The organism is Pseudomonas sp. NFX224 (assembly GCF_048565165.1).
Taxonomy (GTDB): Bacteria; Pseudomonadota; Gammaproteobacteria; order Pseudomonadales; family Pseudomonadaceae; genus Aquipseudomonas.
Genome location: NZ_CP183416.1, coordinates 2400786 through 2421205, shown reverse-complemented (window position 1 = coordinate 2421205; position 20420 = coordinate 2400786). Strand labels below are relative to the sequence as shown.

15 protein-coding genes and 2 tRNA genes are annotated in these 20420 nt (G+C 59.8%); 13 read left to right on the top strand and 4 right to left on the bottom strand.

From position 1 onward, the window contains the following. Positions 1–45: 45 nt before the first annotated feature. The 5 genes from hflK to ACNYC6_RS10840 all read left to right on the top strand — a co-directional run bounded on the left by hflK (position 46) and on the right by ACNYC6_RS10840 (position 7019). A complete protein-coding gene (gene hflK, locus ACNYC6_RS10860) occupies positions 46–1218 on the top strand; it encodes an FtsH protease activity modulator HflK (protein ID WP_338584428.1) in 1173 nt (390 codons plus the stop codon). Beyond that, complete coding sequence (hflC, locus tag ACNYC6_RS10855) at positions 1218–2087, top strand: protease modulator HflC (protein WP_419712296.1); 870 nt, start codon at positions 1218–1220, stop codon at positions 2085–2087. Before hflK ends, hflC begins: the two co-directional genes overlap by 1 nt. Positions 2088–2400: 313 nt before the next feature. Next, positions 2401–3588, top strand: coding sequence for an ATP phosphoribosyltransferase regulatory subunit (locus ACNYC6_RS10850; RefSeq protein ID WP_419712295.1), 1188 nt, complete (start codon positions 2401–2403; stop codon positions 3586–3588). 54 nt (positions 3589–3642) lie between these two features. Then, positions 3643–4935 carry an adenylosuccinate synthase gene (locus ACNYC6_RS10845; RefSeq protein WP_419712294.1) on the top strand — a complete coding sequence of 431 codons (1293 nt, stop codon included), beginning with the start codon at positions 3643–3645 and terminating at the stop codon, positions 4933–4935. A 149-nt stretch (positions 4936–5084) separates the two neighbouring features. Continuing rightward, positions 5085–7019 carry a methyl-accepting chemotaxis protein gene (locus ACNYC6_RS10840; RefSeq protein ID WP_419712293.1) on the top strand — a complete coding sequence of 645 codons (1935 nt, stop codon included), beginning with the start codon at positions 5085–5087 and terminating at the stop codon, positions 7017–7019. 90 nt (positions 7020–7109) lie between these two features. On the opposite strand, the gene ACNYC6_RS10835 is transcribed toward ACNYC6_RS10840, so the two are convergent. The 4 genes from ACNYC6_RS10835 to ACNYC6_RS10820 form a co-directional block, all read right to left on the bottom strand. Further along, positions 7110–8669 (bottom strand): ABC transporter permease, encoded by a 1560-nt coding sequence (locus tag ACNYC6_RS10835; protein WP_419712292.1) that lies wholly within the window; start codon positions 8667–8669, stop codon positions 7110–7112. After that, the gene (locus tag ACNYC6_RS10830; RefSeq protein ID WP_419712291.1) at positions 8669–9679 is read right to left on the bottom strand and encodes an extracellular solute-binding protein; all 1011 of its coding nucleotides are present in this window, start codon (positions 9677–9679) and stop codon (positions 8669–8671) included. Before ACNYC6_RS10830 ends, ACNYC6_RS10835 begins: the two co-directional genes overlap by 1 nt. A 268-nt stretch (positions 9680–9947) precedes the next feature. Beyond that, a tRNA-Leu gene (locus ACNYC6_RS10825) sits at positions 9948–10034 on the bottom strand. Positions 10035–10201: 167 nt separating this feature from the next. Beyond that, positions 10202–10288 (bottom strand) — tRNA-Leu (locus ACNYC6_RS10820). Between the two features lie 224 nt (positions 10289–10512). Between ACNYC6_RS10820 and rnr the strand changes: the two genes are divergently transcribed. From rnr to ACNYC6_RS10780, 8 genes are all read left to right on the top strand, one after another. Next, a complete protein-coding gene (rnr, locus tag ACNYC6_RS10815) occupies positions 10513–13140 on the top strand; it encodes a ribonuclease R (protein WP_419712290.1) in 2628 nt (875 codons plus the stop codon). Continuing rightward, a complete protein-coding gene (rlmB, locus tag ACNYC6_RS10810) occupies positions 13137–13904 on the top strand; it encodes a 23S rRNA (guanosine(2251)-2'-O)-methyltransferase RlmB (RefSeq protein WP_419712289.1) in 768 nt (255 codons plus the stop codon). The genes rnr and rlmB overlap by 4 nt, the downstream gene beginning before the upstream one ends. A 307-nt stretch (positions 13905–14211) precedes the next feature. Then, positions 14212–14634: a 30S ribosomal protein S6 gene (gene rpsF / locus ACNYC6_RS10805; RefSeq protein ID WP_008048087.1), complete on the top strand. Its 423-nt coding sequence runs from the start codon at positions 14212–14214 to the stop codon at positions 14632–14634. A 28-nt stretch (positions 14635–14662) separates the two neighbouring features. Then, positions 14663–14893, top strand: coding sequence for a 30S ribosomal protein S18 (gene rpsR, locus ACNYC6_RS10800; RefSeq protein ID WP_002551829.1), 231 nt, complete (start codon positions 14663–14665; stop codon positions 14891–14893). A 36-nt stretch (positions 14894–14929) separates the two neighbouring features. After that, positions 14930–15823 carry a hypothetical protein gene (locus ACNYC6_RS10795; RefSeq protein WP_419712288.1) on the top strand — a complete coding sequence of 298 codons (894 nt, stop codon included), beginning with the start codon at positions 14930–14932 and terminating at the stop codon, positions 15821–15823. A gap of 19 nt (positions 15824–15842) precedes the next feature. Continuing rightward, entirely contained in the window at positions 15843–16289 is a 447-nt protein-coding gene (rplI, locus tag ACNYC6_RS10790) for a 50S ribosomal protein L9 (protein ID WP_034149636.1), read from the top strand. 121 nt (positions 16290–16410) lie between these two features. Further along, positions 16411–17808, top strand: coding sequence for a replicative DNA helicase (dnaB, locus tag ACNYC6_RS10785; RefSeq protein WP_110661047.1), 1398 nt, complete (start codon positions 16411–16413; stop codon positions 17806–17808). 143 nt (positions 17809–17951) lie between these two features. After that, positions 17952–20255 (top strand): YgiQ family radical SAM protein, encoded by a 2304-nt coding sequence (locus ACNYC6_RS10780; RefSeq protein ID WP_419712287.1) that lies wholly within the window; start codon positions 17952–17954, stop codon positions 20253–20255. Positions 20256–20420 lie beyond the last annotated feature (165 nt).

Sequence of the window (20420 nt, the reverse complement as noted above, 5' to 3'; positions counted from 1 at the left end):
CGGCGCGCCGTGGGTGCGTCTTTGCTTTATCAGATGGAGAGCGCTATGGCTTGGAATGAGCCGGGTGGCAACTCGAATAATCAGGATCCTTGGGGTGGCAAGCGTCGTAACAACGGCGACCGCAAGGGGCCGCCAGATCTCGACGAGGCCTTCCGAAAGCTGCAGGAAAGCCTGAACGGGTTGTTCGGTGGTGGTAAGAAACGTGGTGATGACGGCGGTGGTTCGGGCAAGAGTGGCGGCTTCGGCGGCCTGCTCGGCATCGGCCTCGTCGTGCTGGCGGCCGTGTGGCTGTACAGCGCGGTCTATGTAGTCGACGAGCAGGAGCAGGCCGTGGTGCTGCGCTTCGGCAAGTACTACGAAACCGTCGGCCCGGGTCTGAACATCTATTTCCCGCCGATCGACAAGAAGTACATGGAAAACGTAACGCGTGAGCGTGCGTACACCAAGCAAGGCCAGATGCTGACTGAAGACGAAAACATCGTCGAAGTGCCGCTGACCGTGCAGTACAAGATCAGCAACCTGCAGGACTTCGTGCTGAGCGTCGATCAGCCGGAAATCAGCCTGCAGCACGCGACCGACAGCGCATTGCGCCATGTGGTGGGCTCCACCGCCATGGACCAGGTGCTGACCGAAGGTCGTGAATTGATGGCCAGCGAAATCAAGGAGCGTCTGCAACGCTTCATGGATACGTATCGCACCGGCATCACCGTCACTCAGGTCAACGTACAGAGCGCAGCGGCACCGCGAGAAGTGCAGGAAGCCTTCGATGACGTGATCCGTGCCCGTGAAGACGAGCAGCGTTCGCGTAACCAGGCTGAAACCTATGCCAACGGCGTCGTGCCGGAAGCCCGTGGTCAGGCCCAGCGCATTCTCGAGGATGCCAATGGTTACCGTGACGAAACCGTCTCGCGTGCCAAGGGTGAGGCCGATCGCTTCACCAAGCTGGTTGCCGAGTATCGCAAGGCACCTGAAGTCACCCGCCAGCGTCTGTACCTGGACACCATGCAGGAAGTCTTCAGCAACACCAGCAAGGTTCTCGTGACCGGTAACAAAAATGGCCAGAGCAACCTGCTGTACCTGCCTCTGGACAAGATGGTCGAAAGTGGTCGCAGCACCAGCACTCCGGTGACCGGCGCGGCAGCCAGCAGCAATGAAGCGAATGCACGTGCGGCAGCTGATCTGCAGCAACAGCAAGCACGTACCAGGGAGAGTCGCTGATGAGCAATAAATCGCTGATCGCCCTTATTGTCGGCGTCGTCGTGGCGATCGCTGCCTGGAACTGCTTCTACATCGTGGCTCAGACCGAGCGTGCGGTGTTGCTGCAGTTCGGTCGCGTGGTTCAGACCGATGTACAGCCAGGCCTGCATGTGAAAGTGCCTTACGTTAACCAGGTGCGTAAATTCGACGCACGCCTGATGACGCTCGACGCACCGACACAGCGCTTCCTGACGCTGGAAAAGAAAGCCGTGATGGTCGATGCCTATGCCAAGTGGCGCGTGAAGAACGCAGAGGTTTACTACACTGCGACTTCCGGCCTCAAGCAAATCGCCGACGAGCGTCTGTCCCGTCGTCTGGAATCGGGTCTGCGTGACCAATTCGGTAAACGCACCTTGCACGAAGTGGTGTCGGGTGAGCGTGATGCGCTGATGGCGGATATCACGGCTTCGCTGAACAAGATGGCTGAAAAAGAGCTGGGCATCGAAGTAGTCGATGTTCGGGTCAAGACCATCGACCTGCCCAAAGAAGTAAACCGCAGTGTGTTCGAGCGTATGAGCACCGAGCGTGAGCGTGAAGCTCGCGAGCACCGCGCCAAGGGTAACGAGCTGGCTGAAGGTATTCGCGCCGACGCCGATCGTCAGCGCCGCGTGCTGTTGGCTGAAGCCTATCGTGAATCTGAAGAGATTCGCGGTGACGGCGATGCTCAGGCCGCCGGGATCTACTCCAAGGCTTACGGTCAGGATCAGGAGTTCTACGCGTTCTATCGTAGCCTGCGTGCCTACCGTGAAAGCTTCGCGAACAAATCCGACGTCATGGTCCTGGACCCAAGCAGCGACTTCTTCCACTACCTGGAAAAAGCCAAGCCTTGATACAGCGTTGATCTGAATCATCCCCCGCCGGGCGGCTAAAACCTCTGGCGGGGTGATCCTTTGGGAAAACGTGTGTATGATGCGGCAGCCGGGAAATTCCCGGCTTTTTTGCGTCTGCATGTTTGATTGCTGTTTTATGCAGGTGCCCGAGCGCTATGGCTCGAAAGGTTTTACGAGGAAAGTGGTCGGCGAAGCCCGTTTCAGGCTTTTCGCCACGTCGCTCATGCGCGTGGTTTGTGCTGGACCGATCATTTTCTGCTTCACTCAAGGCTCGCCTCAAGGCTGGCTGCCCGGATCATAGGGGATTGGCGTAATGGCAACGGTAGACCGCTGGCTGCTGCCAGATGGCATCGAAGAAGTACTGCCACCGGAAGCGGCGCGCATCGAAGTAGCGCGTCGCCAGGTGTTGGATCTGTTCCAGAGCTGGGGTTACGAGTTTGTCGTGACTCCCCATATCGAGTACCTGGAATCCCTGCTGACCGGCGCGGGCCAGGACCTGGATCTGCGTACCTTCAAGGTCATCGACCCGCAATCGGGCCGGCAGATGGGTTTCCGTGCTGACATCACGCCGCAGGTGGCGCGCATCGATGCGCATACTCTGCGTCGCGAAGGCCCAAGTCGTCTGTGCTACGCCGGCAGCGTGCTGCATGCCCAGCCACGCGCCTTGTCGTCCTCGCGCAGCCCGATCCAGCTGGGTGCCGAGTTGTACGGCGACGGCAGCCCGGGCAGCGACGTTGAAGTCATCAGCCTGATGCTGGCCATGCTGCAACTGGCCGACGTGCCGGATGTACACATGGACCTCGGGCATGTAGGTATTTACCGCGGCCTGGCCCGTGCTGCCGGTTTGTCCGGTGAAGTCGAGCAGCAGTTGTTCGACGCGTTGCAACGTAAAGCCATCGACGAGGTCATTACCTTGACCGAAGGCTTGCCTGCCGATCTGTCGGGCATGCTGCGAGCGTTGGTCGACCTGTGTGGCGGCCGTGAAGTGCTGGCGGCTGCGCGTGAGCGTCTGGCCAAGGCTCCGGCCCCGGTTCTGGCTGCGCTGGATGACTTGCTGGCGATTGCCGAGCGTCTGTCCGTGCGTTTCCCGGAGTTGCCGCTTTACTTCGACCTGGGTGAGTTGCGCGGTTACCACTACCACACCGGTGTGGTGTTCGCGGTGTTCGTACCGGGTGTTGGCCAGTCCATTGCCCAGGGCGGTCGTTATGACGATATCGGCGCTGACTTCGGTCGCGCTCGTCCGGCAACCGGTTTCTCTACCGATTTGAAAACCCTGGTGACCCTGGGGCGTGCTGAGATCGAGCTACCGTCTGGCGGTATCTGGATGCCTGACAGTACGGATGCGGCACTCTGGCAGCAGGTTTGCCAGTTGCGCAGTGAGGGTCAGCGTGTCGTTCAGGCATTGCCTGGGCAGCCATTGGCCGCCGCCCGTGAAGCGGACTGCGACCGGCAATTGATTCAGCAGAACGGGCTTTGGCAAGTATCGCCACTGGCTTCTTGAGTTTTCCAGCCGGCGATCGCCGGCACCAAGTTTGCGCGAATGAGGACAAGTGTTATGGGTAAGAATGTCGTAGTCCTGGGCACCCAGTGGGGTGATGAGGGCAAAGGCAAGATCGTTGATCTGCTGACCGAACATGCTGCCGCCGTAGTGCGTTACCAGGGTGGCCACAACGCTGGCCACACGCTGGTGATCGACGGTGAAAAAACTGTCTTGCACCTGATCCCGTCGGGCGTGCTGCGCGAAGGCGTTCAGTGCCTGATCGGTAACGGCGTGGTGGTTGCACCCGACGCTCTGATGCGGGAAATCAACAAGCTGGAAGAGAAAGGCGTACCGGTGCGTGAGCGCCTGCGCATCAGCCCATCTTGCCCGCTGATCCTGTCCTACCACGTAGCGCTGGACCAGGCCCGTGAAAAGGCCCGTGGCGAGCTGAAGATCGGCACCACCGGTCGCGGCATCGGCCCGGCTTACGAAGACAAGGTTGCACGTCGCGGTCTGCGCATCGGTGACCTGTTCCACCGTGAGCGTTTCGCCGCCAAGCTGGGCGAGTTGCTGGACTACCACAACTTCGTACTGGTCAATTACTACAAAGAACCGGCCATCGACTTCCAGAAGACTCTGGACGAGTGCATGGAATACGCCGAACTGCTGAAGCCGATGATGCTCGACGTCACCGCCGAGCTGCACCAGCTGCGTCGTGATGGCAAAGACATCATGTTCGAAGGCGCCCAGGGTTCCCTGCTGGACATCGACCACGGTACCTACCCGTACGTCACCAGCTCCAACACCACAGCTGGCGGCATCGCCACCGGTTCGGGTGTTGGTCCGATGTTCCTGGATTACATCCTCGGCATCACCAAGGCTTACACGACTCGTGTTGGCTCGGGTCCATTCCCGACTGAGCTGTTCGACGACGTGGGTGCATTCCTGGCCAAGCGCGGCCACGAGTTCGGCGCTACCACTGGCCGTGCCCGTCGTTGCGGCTGGTTCGACGCCGTCATCCTGCGTCGCGCCATCGACGTCAACAGCATCTCGGGCCTGTGCCTGACCAAGCTGGACGTACTGGACGGCCTGGAAACCATCAACATCTGTGTTGGCTACAAAAACGCGGAGGGTGCTGTCATCGACGCGCCGACCGACGCTGACAGCTACATCGGCCTGGAGCCAGTGTACGAAGAGATGCCGGGCTGGAAAGAATCCACCCTCGGTGCCAAGACGCTGGAAGAGCTGCCGCAGGCTGCGCGCAACTACATCAAGCGTGTCGAAGAGTTGGTCGGTGCGCCGATTGACATTATTTCGACGGGACCTGATCGCAACGAAACCATCGTTCTGCGTCATCCGTTCGCTTGATAAGTCATTGAAGTAAAACACAAAGGGTCCTTAATCGGACCCTTTGTCGTTTATGCCTGTCGTGCGGCACGACCTTTGCTGTGAACATTAAAAAAGCATCGCTTCTGGCGTGCTATCAATTTAATGGCGCGAAAGCAGAGGGATTCCAAGTGTCGGCCGTTCTCTCACTGTTACAAAGCCGTTTACTGCGGCCTGTGTTCGTTACCCTCGGTATCGCCCTTTTGGTGCAGGTGCTGGTGGCTGTTGCTCTGACCCGGAGCACGGTGACCGCGTTGGAAGCCGATTTGGGTGTGCGCCTGGGCGCGGACAGTCAAAAGCTTTCGGGCGAACTCGAGCAGGCGGGGCGTGAAGTCACGTCGAGCCTCGACAACCTCTCCACCAGCACACGCCAGCGCCTCACGGCAGGTTTGTCTTCTCGTTTGAAAGACGAGCAGGCGCAACTGCGTGCGACGCTGGAAAAAGACCTGAAGGACTCCGCCAATGATATGGCGCAGCTCCTGGCGTCGGTCGCGCCGCGTGCCATGTGGGACAGCGACGTTCCAACCCTCTCCGAATTCGCCCGTCGTGCGCAGCGCAATCCCAACGTGCTGTTCGTGGTCTACGACGATGCGACGGGTCAGCACTTGACGCGCTACCTCAACCGGGAAAACCCGATCAACAAGGCCTTGCTGGAAAAAGGCCAGGGCGAGCGGGCGCTGGACAAGGTGCTGGATGCGGCGAAGAACGATCCTTCGGTGTTCTACATCGAGGCCTCGATCAATCCCAATGGCGTCGAAATCGGCAAGGTGCTGATGGGGGTCTCGACCGCCTCGGTGGAAACCGATCTCGCGGCCCTGGACAAGCGCTTCTCTGCGCTGATCGCCAGCAGCGATCAATTGGTCGGCGACAGCCTCAAGGGTGCGGCGGCCGACAGTGCGACAGCCTTGCGTGCGCGCCTGCAGTCGGCGCAGTCGACGGCATCTGAAATGAAGGCCAACACCACCAGCACGGTGCAGGGAGCGGCGGCCACCTTGCGCTGGCGCATCGGCGTGTTTCTGGCGGTGGTGGGCTTCGGTGTCTTGCTGTTGCTGGCGGTGGTGCTCGGGCATCGTGTGGTCAATCGCCTGAAAATGCTGATCGTTGCCATGGATGATCTGGCGGCGGGCGAGGGTGACCTGACCAAGCGTGTGCAAATCAACAGCAAGGACGAAATCGGCGACATGGCCTCGGCGGTCAATCGCTTTGTGGATAAGTTGCAGCCGATCGTGCGCGAGGCGGGCGATGTGGCCCGGCGCACCGGTGTGGAAATCGGCGCGATGACCCTGCGCAACGCCGGGGCCGATGCGGCGGCGGGCATGCAGCGTGATGAAGTGGCTGAAAGTCTGCGCGCCTTGTCGCAAATGGCGGATGAAGCTCAGTCGGAAAGCCACGCCATGCAGGCGGCATTGAAGCAGGTGGTGGATATTCGTCAGGCCACCGATGAAAACACCCGGACCTCGGCGAAAGTCGGCAGCCTGATCGAGGCGTTGGCCGGGCAGGTCGATACCGGCGCGCAAGTGATAGAGCGACTGGCCCAGCAGAGCGAACAGATTGAGGTGGTGCTGACGGTGATTCACGGGATCGCCGAGCAAACCAACCTGCTGGCATTGAACGCGGCCATCGAAGCGGCGCGGGCCGGCGAGACCGGGCGCGGGTTTGCGGTGGTGGCTGACGAGGTGCGGGCACTGGCGAGCAAGACGCAGAGCTCCACCGGCGATATTCAGGCGCACATCGTGGCCTTGCAGCAGGGTGCGCGCGAAGCGGTGGCGGCGATTGGTCAGGCGGGGCGTCAGGCCGGCGAAGGGTTGCTGGTCTTGCGTGACAGTGCGCGGTTGCAGCAGTCGGTGCAGGCATCGGTCGAGCAAGTGCATGCAGCGATCGGCCTGGCGACCCAGGCAGCAGCGCATCAGGCCAAGGGTGCGCAGGCTGTACGCGGGCGGGTCGAGACCATTCATGCTCAGGCCGAGAAAGCGGCTCAGGCAGTGGTGGAGACCACGGCCAGCGGCAAGGTACTGGATGGGTTGGCGGCGCAGTTGAAGGCGAGCCTGGGGCAGTTCCGGGCTTGATGTGTCGCCGGGGTTGGCCTCATCGCGATCAGGCTCGACCCACATTGGAATGCATTTCCCTGTGGAGCGAGCCTGCTCGCGATGAGGGTCTTAACGGCTCAAATACATCCGGGTCGTCAGCAGATATACAGGCAACCCCGACACTAGAATCAACAACGCCGCATAAGGCGCCGCCGCCGCAAACTCCACATTCGCGGTATGCGCCCACACTTCCGTTGCCAATGTGTTGAGTCCGGTCGGACTCAACAGCAACGTCGCCGTCAGTTCCTTCATCGCATCCAGAAACACCAACGCAAACGCCGCACCCAGCGCCGGGAAAATGATCGGCAGGGTTATCCGGCAAAACGCGGTGAACGACGAAGCCCCCAGCGTTCGTGCGGCTTCCTCCAGTTGCGGCGCAGCCTTGTTCAGTGCCGTACGAATCGGTGCCTGAGCCAGCGGCAGAAACAGCAGCGCATAAGCGATCAGTAGCAGCGCCGAGGTCTGGTACAGCGCCGGCACATAATGCAACGCGAAATACACCAGCGTCAGTGCAATCACCAGTCCAGGCAGGGCATGCAGCAGATAGGGCAGGCGTTCGGCCCAGATCGCCAGTTGGCCCTTGTAACGCACCACCAGCAGTCCCACCGGTACGGCCAGCACCAGACACAGCGCCGCGCCGCCCAGTGACAGCGCCAGGGATGAAAGCAGCGCCTCACCGATGGCTCCTACTGGAAATGCCGCAGACGAACCCACTGCCAGCCAGTACGCCAGCATGCCCAGTGGAATACCGCTACCGATGATCGCCAGTAGCAGACAGTAAAACTGCCCTGCGATGGCCCATGGTCCCAGGCGAACCTGCTCCGCCCGTCGCGCCGCGCCTTGGCCTGTGCGCACGTGGCGACCTTTGCCGCGAACGCGCAGTTCCAGCCACAGCAGCATCAGGCACAGCGCCAGCAGCACTGCCGAGAGCATCGCGGCGTTGGCGTTACTGAATTCCAGTTCGAACTGCTGATAGATCGCGGTGGTGAAGGTTTGCAGGCCGATGATCGACAGCGCGCCGAATTCCACCAGCATGTGCAGCGCGATCAACAGCGAGCCGGCGAGCAGCGATGGCCAGAGCAGGGGCAGGGTGACCTTGAAGAACACGCCCCAGCGATTTTGCCCCAGCGTGCGCGCGGACTCTTCCAAAGATGGATCGAGATTGCGCAACGTCGCCGCTACCGGTAGGAAAATCAGCGGGTATTTGGACAAAGTCATGACAAGGATTGCCCCGCCAAGTCCTTCGAAATGAGCGCTCAGCGAAACCCAAGTGAAGCTGCTGACAAACGCCGGTACGGCGAACGGCAGGCACAGGATCACGCCCCACAGGCGCCGCCCTGGCAGATTGCTGCGTTCCAGCAGCCAGGCCAGCGACAAGCCGATCACGCCGCAGGCCAGCGTCACTCCAGTCATCAGCGCCAGGGTATTGCGCAGCAAGCCGAACACATAAGGTCGCCAGAGCAAATGCAGCGCCTTGGCCAAGCCCGCTTGCCAGGCCTTGAGCCCGACATAGGCCAGCGGCAGCAGGCTGAGCAGGACTAGCAGCAGGACCGGCAGCAGCAGCCAGATCGACGGCCGCTTGCGCCGAGGCACGTAGGCGCCGACAAGAACGGATGGCGAAGCGCTCATCAGTTCAGGCCAACTTCACGTTCCAGATCCAGGGCTTCTTCTGCGTTGCCGAGGTCGGCCGGCGTGACTTTCGGTGCTTCCAGTTCGCTGAATGGCTTGAGGCCGCGATCCGATTCCATGCCTTTATGCAGCGGGTATTCAGCGGTGGTCTGGGTGATCACGCGCTGGCCTTCTTCACTGGCCATGTAGGCGAGCAATTGCTGGGCTTCTTTTGGATGTTTGCTGGATTTCAGAACGGCTGCGCTGGACACGGTGATCAGTCCGCCGACGTCGCCACCGGTGAAGTAATGCAGTTTCGAATCGAGCTGGCCCTTTTCACGCTGCAGGGCGAACCAGTAGTAGTTGTTCACCAGTACCGTCGCGACTTCGCCGTTTTCCACGGCTTTGAGCGCGACCATGTTGTTGCTGTAAGTCTTGCCGAAGGCGCGCAGGCCAGTGAGCCACTCTTCGGCCGCGTCCATGCCGTGCACCTTGATGATTGCGACGGCTTGTTCCTGAAAGGCGCCGCTGGTCGGTACGAAACCAACCTTGCCCTGCCATTTCGGATCAGAGAACTCCATCACCGATTTCGGCAGGTCTTTTTCGTCGATCAGTTTCGGGTTGAACGCCACGACGCGCACCCGGGCGGTGACGCCGATCCAGGTACCATTTCCGGCCACGTATTCCTTGGGCAAAACGGCCAGGGTGGCGTCGTCAGCTTTGGCCAGCAGGCCTTGCTCGCCGAGTTTGTTCAGTGGTGGGGATTCTTCGGTGTAGATCACGTCGGCGGGGGAGCGATCGCCTTCTTCGACGACCTGGCTGGCGAGCTGGTTGCTGCTGCCTTTGCGGACGTTGACGTGGATACCGGTTTTGGCTTCGAAGGCTTTCGCGACCGCGTCGCCGACTTCTTTGTGCTGGCCGTTGTAGAGGGTCAGGGAAGCTTGATCCGCAGCCTGGGTGAAGGGAGTGGCGAGTGCCAGGCCGAGCAGGGTGATGGTCAGGCCGCGGCGCAGGGTATTTCGAAACATCATTCGCAGGGTTCCTCACTGTCGCATTGCAAAAACTTGCAACAATGATAAACGATATTGTTTCTCAAATGCCCCGATAAATCCTGCAGGAGCGAGCTTGCTCGCGATGGACGCGAACGATGACGCGTTCTGCCCATTAACCAGTGCCTCCCTTGAGTGCATCGCGAGCAAGCTCGCTACAGAGGGGGGGACTAATTTTAGAAGGCAGAAACGCAAAAACCCGCTTTCGCGGGTTTTTGTGAAATCCAAGGTCGTAACCTTGAGTTTGAATTGGTGCCCAGAAGAAGACTCGAACTTCCACGACCTTGCGGTCACCAGCACCTGAAGCTGGCGTGTCTACCAATTTCACCATCTGGGCAATCATCTTCGGCGTTGCCGCTGTTGATGAGGCGCACTATACGGAGCGCATTTTGATCTGTAAACCCCTGATTTTAAAATTAATAAACCAGTCGTCCAGAATGCAAAAACCCGCTTTCGCGGGTTTTTGTGTGAGCCTTGAAATTGATCTAATCTCAAGCTCGAAATTGGTGCCCAGAAGAAGACTCGAACTTCCACGACCTTGCGGTCACCAGCACCTGAAGCTGGCGTGTCTACCAATTTCACCATCTGGGCAGTATCGGCAACGTCTCCGTCGTCGATGGCGCGCACTATACGGAGCGTCTTTTTAACTGTAAACCCCCGGAATCAAAAAAACCTGGAAAATTTCACCAGCGGTCTTCAAATCAGCTTTACGGTGTCGATACAGGGCTTTAGATGGGTCGTCTTAGCCTGAAATTTCCCGTTTCATTACGCCTATGCCAAACTAACCCGCATATAGACAAGGTGAAAACTCTCTAATGGCCGATTGGCAGTCCCTCGATCCCGAGGCCGCTCGTGAAGCGGAAAAATATGAAAACCCCATTCCTAGCCGCGAACTGATCCTTCAGCATCTTGCTGATCGGGGTTCGCCTGCTAACCGCGAGCAGCTGGTCGAAGAGTTTGGTCTGACCACAGAAGACCAGATCGAAGCCCTGCGCCGCCGTCTGCGCGCCATGGAGCGCGATGCTCAGCTCATCTATACCCGTCGCGGCACTTATGCGCCGGTGGACAAGCTCGACCTGATCCTTGGCCGCATCAGCGGTCACCGTGACGGTTTCGGTTTCCTGGTGCCGGATGACGGCAGTGACGACTTGTTCATGAGCCCGGCGCAAATGCGCCTGGTGTTCGACGGTGATCGTGCACTGGCCCGGGTTTCCGGTCTGGACCGTCGCGGTCGCCGTGAAGGCATGATCGTCGAAGTGGTGTCCCGCGCTCACGAAACCATCGTCGGTCGTTACTTCGAAGAAGGCGGTATCGGTTTCGTCGTTGCCGACAACCCGAAGATCCAGCAGGAAGTGCTGGTCACGCCGGGCCGTAATGCCAATGCGCAGATCGGTCAGTTCGTCGAAGTGAAGATCACTCACTGGCCGACGCCACGCTTCCAGCCGCAAGGCGACGTGGTTGAAGTCGTGGGTAACTATATGGCGCCGGGCATGGAAATCGATGTCGCCCTGCGCACCTACGACATTCCTCACGTCTGGCCTGATGCCGTACTGAAGGAAGCAGCCAAGCTCAAGCCGGAAGTCGAAGAGAAAGACAAAGAGAAGCGCATCGACCTGCGCCATCTGCCGTTCGTCACCATCGACGGCGAAGATGCGCGCGACTTCGATGACGCGGTCTACTGCGAGGCCCGTCCGGGCAAGCTGCGCCTGTTCTCCGGTGGCTGGAAGTTGTACGTGGCGATTGCCGACGTATCCAGCTACGTGAAGCTCGGGTCGGCGCTGGACGCCGAGGCGCAGGTTCGCGGCAACTCGGTGTACTTCCCTGAGCGCGTGATCCCGATGCTGCCTGAGCAGCTGTCCAACGGTTTGTGCTCGCTGAACCCGCAAGTCGATCGTCTGGCCATGGTTTGCGAGATGACCATCTCCAAATCCGGCGAAATGACCGACTACTGCTTCTACGAAGCGGTGATTCACTCCCACGCCCGCCTGACCTATAACAAGGTCAGCGCCATGCTGGAAACGCCGAAGGCTACCGAGGCGCGCAAACTGCGCGGCGAGTACACCGACGTCGTACCACACCTCAAGCAGCTGTACTCGCTGTACAAAGTACTGCTGGCGGCTCGTCATGTGCGTGGCGCGATCGATTTTGAAACGCAGGAAACCCGGATCATCTTCGGTTCCGAGCGCAAGATTGCCGAAATCCGTCCGACCGTGCGCAACGATGCCCACAAGCTGATCGAGGAATGCATGCTGGCGGCCAACGTGGCCACCGCCGAATTCCTGAAAAAGCACGAAATCCCTGCGCTTTACCGCGTTCACGATGGTCCGCCGCCGGAGCGTCTGGAAAAACTGCGCGCGTTCCTCGGCGAGCTCGGCCTGTCCCTGCACAAAGGCAAGGACGGTCCATCGCCGAAGGATTACCAGGCGTTGCTGGCCGGTATCAAGGATCGCCCGGATTTCCACCTGATCCAGACCGTCATGCTGCGTTCGCTGAGTCAGGCGGTGTACAGCGCTGATAACCAGGGTCACTTCGGCCTGAATTATGAAGCGTACACCCACTTCACTTCGCCGATCCGCCGCTATCCGGACTTGCTCACGCACCGGGCGATCCGCAGCGTGATCCATTCGAAACAGGACACCCCGCACGTTCGTCGTGCCGGTGCGATGACCATCCCGAAGGCGCGCATCTATCCGTACGACGAAGCGGCGCTGGAGCAACTCGGCGAGCAGTGCTCGATGAGCGAGCGCCGTGCCGACGAAGCGACCCGCGACGTAGTGAACTGGCTCAAGTGCGAGTTCATGAAAGATCGCGTGGGCGAGTCGTTCCCGGGTGTGATCACCGCAGTGACCGGTTTTGGTCTGTTCGTCGAACTGACCGACATCTACGTCGAAGGCCTGGTGCACGTCACCGCGCTGCCGGGCGATTACTACCACTTCGATCCTGTGCACCACCGCTTGGCCGGTGAGCGCACCGGTCGCAGCTTCCGCCTGGGCGACACCGTGGAAGTGCGGGTCATGCGCGTCGACCTCGACGAGCGCAAGATCGACTTCGAGATGGCTGAAAAAACCATCAGCGCACCGATCGGTCGCAAGAAGCGTGGCGCCGAAACCGCAGCGCCTGCGGCGAAAGCCGAAGCAGAGCCGGCCCCGGCGAAAGCCGGTCGTCGTCCTGCCAAGGAAAAGGCTGTCGAGGCCTATCGCCCGAGCGATGCGGCAGCGAAAAACGCTGAAGTGCGCAAAAGTCGTGAAATGAAACAGGCGTTGCTCGCCGGTGCGAAAAGCGGCGGTAAAGCGGCGTCTGCGGGAAAGACCAGCCGGTCGGCGCCTGAAAAGGCGGTCGGCGGCAAACCAGCCAAACCGAGCAAACATCGTAAAGGTCCGCCAAAGGCGGGCTCGGCCCCAGCCAAAAGCGGCGGGGCGCGTAAACCTAAGGCCAAGCCATGAGTCAGTTGGAAAAGATCTATGGCGTACACGCTGTAGAAGCGTTGCTGCGTCATCACCCGAAACGCGTCAAGCAGATCTGGCTGGCCGAAGGTCGCAATGATCCGCGGGTCCAGACGCTGATCGAGCTGGCCAGCGAAAACCGGGTCCAGGTCGGCCAGGCCGAGCGCCGTGAAATGGACGCCTGGGTTGAAGGCGTGCACCAGGGCGTGGTTGCGGACGTGAGTCCGAGCCAGGTCTGGGGCGAGGCGATGCTTGACGAGCTGCTCGATCGCACCGAAGGCGCACCGCTGTTGCTGGTGCTCGATGGTGTGACTGACCCGCATAACCTCGGTGCGTGCCTGCGTTCCGCTGATGCGGCGGGTGCGCTGGCAGTGATCGTGCCAAAGGACAAGTCGGCCACCCTGACGCCGGTTGTACGAAAAATCGCCTGCGGTGCGGCGGAAGTGATTCCGTTGGTCGCCGTGACCAACCTGGCGCGCACCCTGGAAAAGCTCCAGCAGCGCGGCTTGTGGGTTGTCGGTACGGCGGGTGAGGCTGAGGTCAGCCTGTATGACCAGGACTTGACCGGCCCGACCATCCTGATCATGGGGGCGGAAGGCAAAGGCATGCGTCGCCTGACCCGTGAGCATTGCGACTATCTGGTGAATCTGCCGATGGCCGGTAGCGTCAGCAGTCTCAACGTTTCGGTAGCCACCGGCGTATGCCTGTTTGAAGCCCAGCGTCAGCGTAGCGTCAAAGCCAAGGCTGCTGCCAAGAAGTCCTGATCCGGCTGCAGTCCCTGTGGGAGTGAGCCTGCTCGCGATAGCGGTGTAATATTCAGCATCAATGTTGAATGTTAAGCCCCCCATCGCGAGTAGGCTCGCTCCCACAGTATTTTTGTGGTGAAAGAAAGATTGGGGGTTGTTCAAATAATCACCAATTACCTTGCGCCTCCCTCGCCCCTTCTCTACAATTGCGCCCCTTGCTGTGACGGCAGGCACGCATGTGCCTTACCCACGCAAGTCCATAAGTGTCATTCACTCCTTGTCTGACCGCTTTTGAGCGGCAGGCTACAACCCGTAAGGAGCATTCATGCGTCATTACGAAATCATCTTTTTGGTCCACCCGGATCAAAGCGAGCAAGTCGGCGGCATGGTTGAGCGTTACACCAAGCTGATCGAAGAAGACGGCGGCAAAATCCACCGTCTGGAAGATTGGGGCCGTCGTCAACTGGCCTACGCAATCAACAATGTTCACAAGGCTCACTACGTGATGCTGAACGTTGAGTGCACTGGCAAGGCCCTGGCCGAGCTGGAAGACAACTTCCGCTACAACGATGCAGTGATCCGTAACCTGGTCATCCGTCGCGACGAAGCCGTTACCGGCCAGTCCGAGATGCTCAAGGCTGAAGAAAACCGCAGTGAGCGCCGTGAGCGTCGCGACCGTCCTGAGCACGAAGGCGCTGAAAGCGCTGACAGTGATGACAGCGACAACAGCGATAACGCTGACGAGTAATCCACGGACCTTTTAAGGAGCCTATCAAATGGCACGTTTCTTCCGTCGTCGTAAATTCTGCCGCTTCACCGCTGAAGACGTGAAAGAGATCGATTACAAAGATCTCAACACTCTGAAAGCCTACGTATCCGAGACCGGCAAAATTGTTCCAAGCCGCATCACCGGTACCAAAGCTCGTTATCAGCGTCAGCTGGCCACCGCTATCAAGCGCGCCCGCTTCCTGGCCCTGCTGGCCTACACCGACAGCCACGGCCGCTGAGACCGGGCAGTCGACACGTAGCAAAGGATTGAATGTATGCGTGCCTTAGCTGAGTTCATCATGCGGGGCCGTGTGCAGGCCACTCTGGTAGTGGCTGGATGTGCGGCATTGCCGTTGTTGTATTGGTTGGGTGCTGCCGCCGGATGCCTTGTGCTCCTGCGGCGCGGATTGAAGGACGCCCTGGGCGTTCTTGCTCTGGGACTGCTGCCGGCGTTGATCTGGTGGCTTTACTCCGACGACCCACGGGCACTTCTGGTGCTGCTGGGGTCTGCGAGCCTTGCGTTGGTTTTACGCGCAAGCGAGTCCTGGAACCGCGTGCTGCTGGTCAGCATAGCGATGGGAGTGGTGTATTCAGTGGTGCTGGGGACGGCTTTTGGTCCTCAGATCGAGATGTTGGCGCAGGCTTTGATAAAAGTCATGCCGTCGCTACTCGGTGAGGTCTACCAGCAAATGTCGGTAGATGAGCAAGCGCGTTTCGCGTCCCTGATTGCACCGATCCTGACCGGCCTGATTGCGGCCTTGTTGCAGATCGTCAGTGTACTGAGCCTGATTATCGGGCGCTACTGGCAGGCGTTGTTGTACAACCCAGGCGGTTTTGGTCGCGAGTTTCGCGCCATCCGGATCCCGCTGGGTCCCGCGATGTTGCTGCTGGCGGGCATGGTTGTGACACCGAATTTCGGTGCCCAGATGTCCATGCTCGTACCGTTGTGCAGCGTACCGTTGGTTTTCGCCGGGCTGGCCCTGATTCACGGGCTGGTGGCGCAAAAGCGACTGGCCAGATTCTGGCTGGTGGGGTTGTACGTCACGCTGTTGCTGTTCATGCAGCTGATCTATCCGTTGCTGGTGGTCCTGGCCATCGTCGACAGCCTGATTGATTTTCGCGGTCGTCTGGTGCCGAAAGACACCGATAGCGCGAACGGTGAAGGTTAAAAGTTAAGAGGATTTTCACATGCAACTGATCCTTCTGGAAAAAGTCACCAACCTGGGCAACCTGGGTGACAAAGTGAACGTTAAGGCTGGTTACGGTCGTAACTACCTGCTGCCTTACGGCAAAGCTACCGCTGCGACCCCAGCCAACCTGGCTGCGTTCGAAGAGCGTCGTGCTGAGCTGGAAAAAGCAGCAGCAGATCGTAAATCGTCGGCTGAAAGCCGCGCTGCCCAACTGGCCGAGCTGGAAGTGACCATCACTGCCACCGCTGGCGACGAAGGCAAGCTGTTCGGTTCGATCGGTACTCACGACATCGCTGACGCACTGACCGCCTCCGGCGTTGAAGTGCAGAAGAGCGAAGTTCGTCTGCCGAACGGCACCATCCGCAACGTAGGCGAATTCGACGTAGCCGTGCACCTGCACGCCGAAGTTGAAGCCACCGTACGCGTTGTCGTGGTAGCAGCTTAAGCAGCACTTGTCGGCTGGCACCCTCGGGTGCTTGCCGGTAACATCGGGCACGATCCTGTTTACAGGTCGTGCCCTTTGTCTTTCTGGCATCCCAGTTTTTAACTCCTGATTCCAAGTGGCCATGAACGAAATCTCCGCTCCCGAGCAATACGATCTGCAAACCGCCGCGCTGAAGGTTCCGCCGCATTCCATCGAAGCCGAACAGGCTGTACTCGGTGGTCTGATGCTGGACAACAACGCCTGGGAACGCGTGCTCGACCAAGTCTCCGACGGCGATTTCTATCGACATGACCACCGTCTGATTTTCCGCGCGATCGCCAAGCTCGCCGATCAGAACATGCCGATCGACGTCGTGACCCTGTCCGAACAACTGGACAAGGAAGGTCAGACCTCGCAGGTCGGCGGCCTCGGTTACCTTGGCGAACTGGCGAAAAACACGCCATCGGTCGCCAACATCAAGGCCTATGCGCAGATCGTCCGTCAGCGCGCGACGTTGCGCCAACTGATCGGCATCAGCACCGAGATCGCCGATAGCGCCTTCAACCCGGAAGGTCGCACTGCCGAGGAGATCCTCGACGAGGCCGAGCGACAGATCTTCGCGATTGCCGAGGCCCGGCCGAAAACCGGTGGCCCGGTGGGTGTGAATGATTTGCTGACCAAAGCCATCGATCGCATCGACACGCTGTTCAACACTGACAACGCCATTACCGGACTGTCCACTGGCTACACCGACCTTGATGAGAAAACCAGCGGCCTGCAGCCGGCTGACTTGATCATCGTCGCCGGTCGTCCGTCGATGGGTAAAACCACCTTCGCGATGAACCTGGTGGAAAACGCCGTACTGCGCAGCGACAAGGCCGTTCTGGTGTATTCCCTCGAGATGCCAGGCGAATCGCTGGTCATGCGTATGCTGTCGTCCCTCGGTCGGATCGACCAGACCAAGGTGCGTTCCGGTCAGTTGGAAGATGACGACTGGCCGCGCCTGACTTCGGCGGTGAACCTGCTCAATGACCGCAAGCTGTTCATCGACGACACCGCCGGTATCAGCCCGTCGGAAATGCGTGCGCGTACCCGGCGTCTGGCGCGTGAGCACGGTGAGATCGGCCTGATCATGATCGACTACCTTCAGTTGATGCAGATTCCAGGTTCGGGCGGCGACAACCGAACCAACGAGATTTCTGAAATCTCGCGTTCGTTGAAAGCCTTGGCCAAGGAATTCAACTGCCCGGTGGTGGCGCTGTCACAGCTCAACCGTTCCCTCGAGCAGCGGCCGAACAAGCGGCCGATCAACTCTGACCTTCGGGAATCCGGAGCGATCGAGCAGGACGCCGACGTGATCATGTTCGTTTACCGCGACGAGGTGTATCACCCGGAAACCGAGCACAAAGGCATTGCCGAAATCATCATCGGCAAGCAGCGGAACGGCCCGATCGGCTTTATCCGCCTGGCGTTCATCGGTAAGTACACCCGCTTCGAGAACCTGGCGCCGGGTAGCTACAACTTTGATGACGACGAGTAATTTAGCGTCCTGAAGGGCCTCATTGCTGGCAATTCAGCGATGGGGTCGCCACCAATTTCCGACCACAGCCGTCGGAATTGGTCAAAATTTGTGCTATATTCCGCGCCCGCGAAATTCAATGAAAGCCAACACCGGTTATCGACATGCAAGCAGCCAAGCCGTTATTTGACTATCCAAAGTACTGGGCCGAATGTTTCGGGCCAGCGCCATTCCTGCCCATGAGCAGGGAGGAGATGGATCAGCTCGGCTGGGATTCCTGCGACATCATCATCGTCACCGGTGATGCGTACGTCGATCACCCGTCGTTCGGCATGGCGATTATCGGCCGGCTGCTGGAGTCCCAGGGCTTCCGCGTCGGGATCATTGCCCAGCCAAACTGGCAGTCCAAAGACGACTTCATGAAGCTCGGCGAGCCGAACCTGTTCTTCGGTGTCGCGGCCGGCAACATGGACTCGATGATCAACCGCTACACCGCCGACAAGAAAATCCGTTCCGACGACGCCTACACCCCGGGTGGCATGGCTGGTAAGCGTCCGGACCGTGCGAGCCTGGTCTACAGCCAGCGCTGCAAGGAAGCCTATAAGCACGTGCCAATCGTGCTCGGCGGCATCGAAGCATCCCTGCGCCGCATCGCGCATTACGATTACTGGCAGGACCGGGTGCGCAACTCGATCCTGATCGACGCCAGCGCCGACATCCTGCTCTACGGCAACGCCGAACGTGCGATCGTCGAAGTCGCCCAGCGTCTGTCCTACGGTCACAAGATCGAAGACATCACCGACGTGCGCGGCACCGCGTTCATCCGTCGTGATACGCCAAAAGACTGGTACGAAGTCGACTCCACGCGCATCGACCGTCCGGGCAAGATCGACAAGATCATCAACCCGTACGTGAACACCCAGGACACCCAGGCCTGCGCCATCGAGCAGGAAAAAGGTCCGGTTGAAGATCCGCAGGAAGCCAAGGTTGTACAGATCCTGGCAAGCCCGAAGATGACCCGTGACAAAACCGTGATTCGTCTGCCTTCGGTGGAAAAGGTCCGTAATGACGCGGTGCTCTACGCTCACGCCAACCGCGTGCTGCACCTGGAAACCAACCCGGGCAACGCCCGCGCTCTGGTCCAGAAGCACGGCGAAGTCGACGTCTGGTTCAACCCGCCGCCGATTCCGATGACCACCGAAGAAATGGACTACGTGTTTGGCATGCCATACGCGCGCATTCCGCACCCGGCGTACGGCAAGGAGAAGATCCCGGCCTACGACATGATCCGTTTCTCGGTGAACATCATGCGTGGCTGCTTTGGAGGCTGCACCTTCTGCTCGATCACCGAGCACGAAGGCCGGATCATCCAGAACCGCTCCCATGAGTCGATCATTCGCGAAATCGAAGAGATTCGTGACAAGGTCCCGGGCTTTACCGGCGTGATCTCCGACCTTGGCGGCCCGACCGCGAACATGTACCGCATCGCGTGCAAGAGCCCGGAAATCGAATCCGCGTGCCGCAAGCCGTCGTGCGTGTTCCCTGGTATCTGCCCGAACCTGAACACCGACCATTCGGCGCTGATCCAGTTGTACCGCAGCGCCCGTGAATTGCCGGGTGTGAAGAAAATCCTGATCGCTTCCGGCCTGCGCTATGACCTCGCGGTCGAGTCGCCGGAGTACGTTAAGGAACTGGTCACCCACCACGTCGGTGGTTACCTGAAGATCGCCCCGGAACACACCGAGGAAGGTCCGCTCAACCAGATGATGAAACCGGGCATCGGCAGCTATGACAAGTTCAAGCGCATGTTCGAGAAGTACTCCAAGGAAGCGGGCAAAGAGCAGTACCTGATTCCGTACTTCATCGCCGCTCACCCGGGCACCACCGACGAAGACATGATGAACCTGGCACTGTGGCTCAAGGGCAACGGCTTCCGTGCCGACCAGGTGCAGGCGTTCTACCCGTCGCCGATGGCCACCGCCACCGCGATGTACCACTCGGGCAAGAACCCGCTGCGCAAGGTCACATACAAGTCTGACGCGGTCACCATCGTCAAGAGCGAAGAGCAGCGCCGTCTGCACAAGGCGTTCTTGCGTTATCACGACCCGAAAGGCTGGCCGATGCTGCGTGAAGCGCTGACCCGCATGGGCCGCGCCGATCTGATCGGGCCGGGCAAGAACCAGTTGATTCCGCTGCACCAGCCGTCCACCGACAGCTACCAGAGCGCCCGTCGCAAGAACTCGACGCCGGCCGGCAGCCACAAGGTTGCAGGGGAAAAGACCACCAAGATCCTGACCCAGCATACCGGCCTGCCACCACGCGCCAGCGATGGCGGCAACCCGTGGGACAAGCGCGAACAAGCCAAGGCGGCGGCGTTCGCCCGCAACCAGCAAGCGGCCAAGGAGCGCAAGGATGCGGCCAAGGGCAAAGGGCCGAAGCCGACCCGCAAGCCGGTCGTACCGCGCTAAACCTTGCTGGAGCTGAACAGAACGCCAACCTTCGGGTTGGCGTTTTGCATTGCAGGGTCACAGAATTCCATTGTGGCGAGGAAGCTTGCTCCCGCTCGGCGGCGAAGCCGTCGTAAATCTGGCAATCAGGCCATGAAGGGGGCCGTTCCGCGCCCCAGCGGGAGC

What these genes read in the sequence shown, in the direction of transcription:
- hflK (WP_338584428.1), top strand. Translation starts at nt 46, where the DNA reads ATGGCTTGGAATGAGCCGGGTGGCAACTCGAATAATCAGGATCCTTGG.
- hflC (WP_419712296.1), top strand. Translation starts at nt 1,218, where the DNA reads ATGAGCAATAAATCGCTGATCGCCCTTATTGTCGGCGTCGTCGTGGCG.
- ACNYC6_RS10850 (WP_419712295.1), top strand. Translation starts at nt 2,401, where the DNA reads ATGGCAACGGTAGACCGCTGGCTGCTGCCAGATGGCATCGAAGAAGTA.
- ACNYC6_RS10845 (WP_419712294.1), top strand. Translation starts at nt 3,643, where the DNA reads ATGGGTAAGAATGTCGTAGTCCTGGGCACCCAGTGGGGTGATGAGGGC.
- ACNYC6_RS10835 (WP_419712292.1), bottom strand. Translation starts at nt 8,669, where the DNA reads ATGAGCGCTTCGCCATCCGTTCTTGTCGGCGCCTACGTGCCTCGGCGC.
- ACNYC6_RS10830 (WP_419712291.1), bottom strand. Translation starts at nt 9,679, where the DNA reads ATGATGTTTCGAAATACCCTGCGCCGCGGCCTGACCATCACCCTGCTC.
- rnr (WP_419712290.1), top strand. Translation starts at nt 10,513, where the DNA reads ATGGCCGATTGGCAGTCCCTCGATCCCGAGGCCGCTCGTGAAGCGGAA.
- rlmB (WP_419712289.1), top strand. Translation starts at nt 13,137, where the DNA reads ATGAGTCAGTTGGAAAAGATCTATGGCGTACACGCTGTAGAAGCGTTG.
- rpsF (WP_008048087.1), top strand. Translation starts at nt 14,212, where the DNA reads ATGCGTCATTACGAAATCATCTTTTTGGTCCACCCGGATCAAAGCGAG.
- rpsR (WP_002551829.1), top strand. Translation starts at nt 14,663, where the DNA reads ATGGCACGTTTCTTCCGTCGTCGTAAATTCTGCCGCTTCACCGCTGAA.
- ACNYC6_RS10795 (WP_419712288.1), top strand. Translation starts at nt 14,930, where the DNA reads ATGCGTGCCTTAGCTGAGTTCATCATGCGGGGCCGTGTGCAGGCCACT.
- rplI (WP_034149636.1), top strand. Translation starts at nt 15,843, where the DNA reads ATGCAACTGATCCTTCTGGAAAAAGTCACCAACCTGGGCAACCTGGGT.
- dnaB (WP_110661047.1), top strand. Translation starts at nt 16,411, where the DNA reads ATGAACGAAATCTCCGCTCCCGAGCAATACGATCTGCAAACCGCCGCG.
- ACNYC6_RS10780 (WP_419712287.1), top strand. Translation starts at nt 17,952, where the DNA reads ATGCAAGCAGCCAAGCCGTTATTTGACTATCCAAAGTACTGGGCCGAA.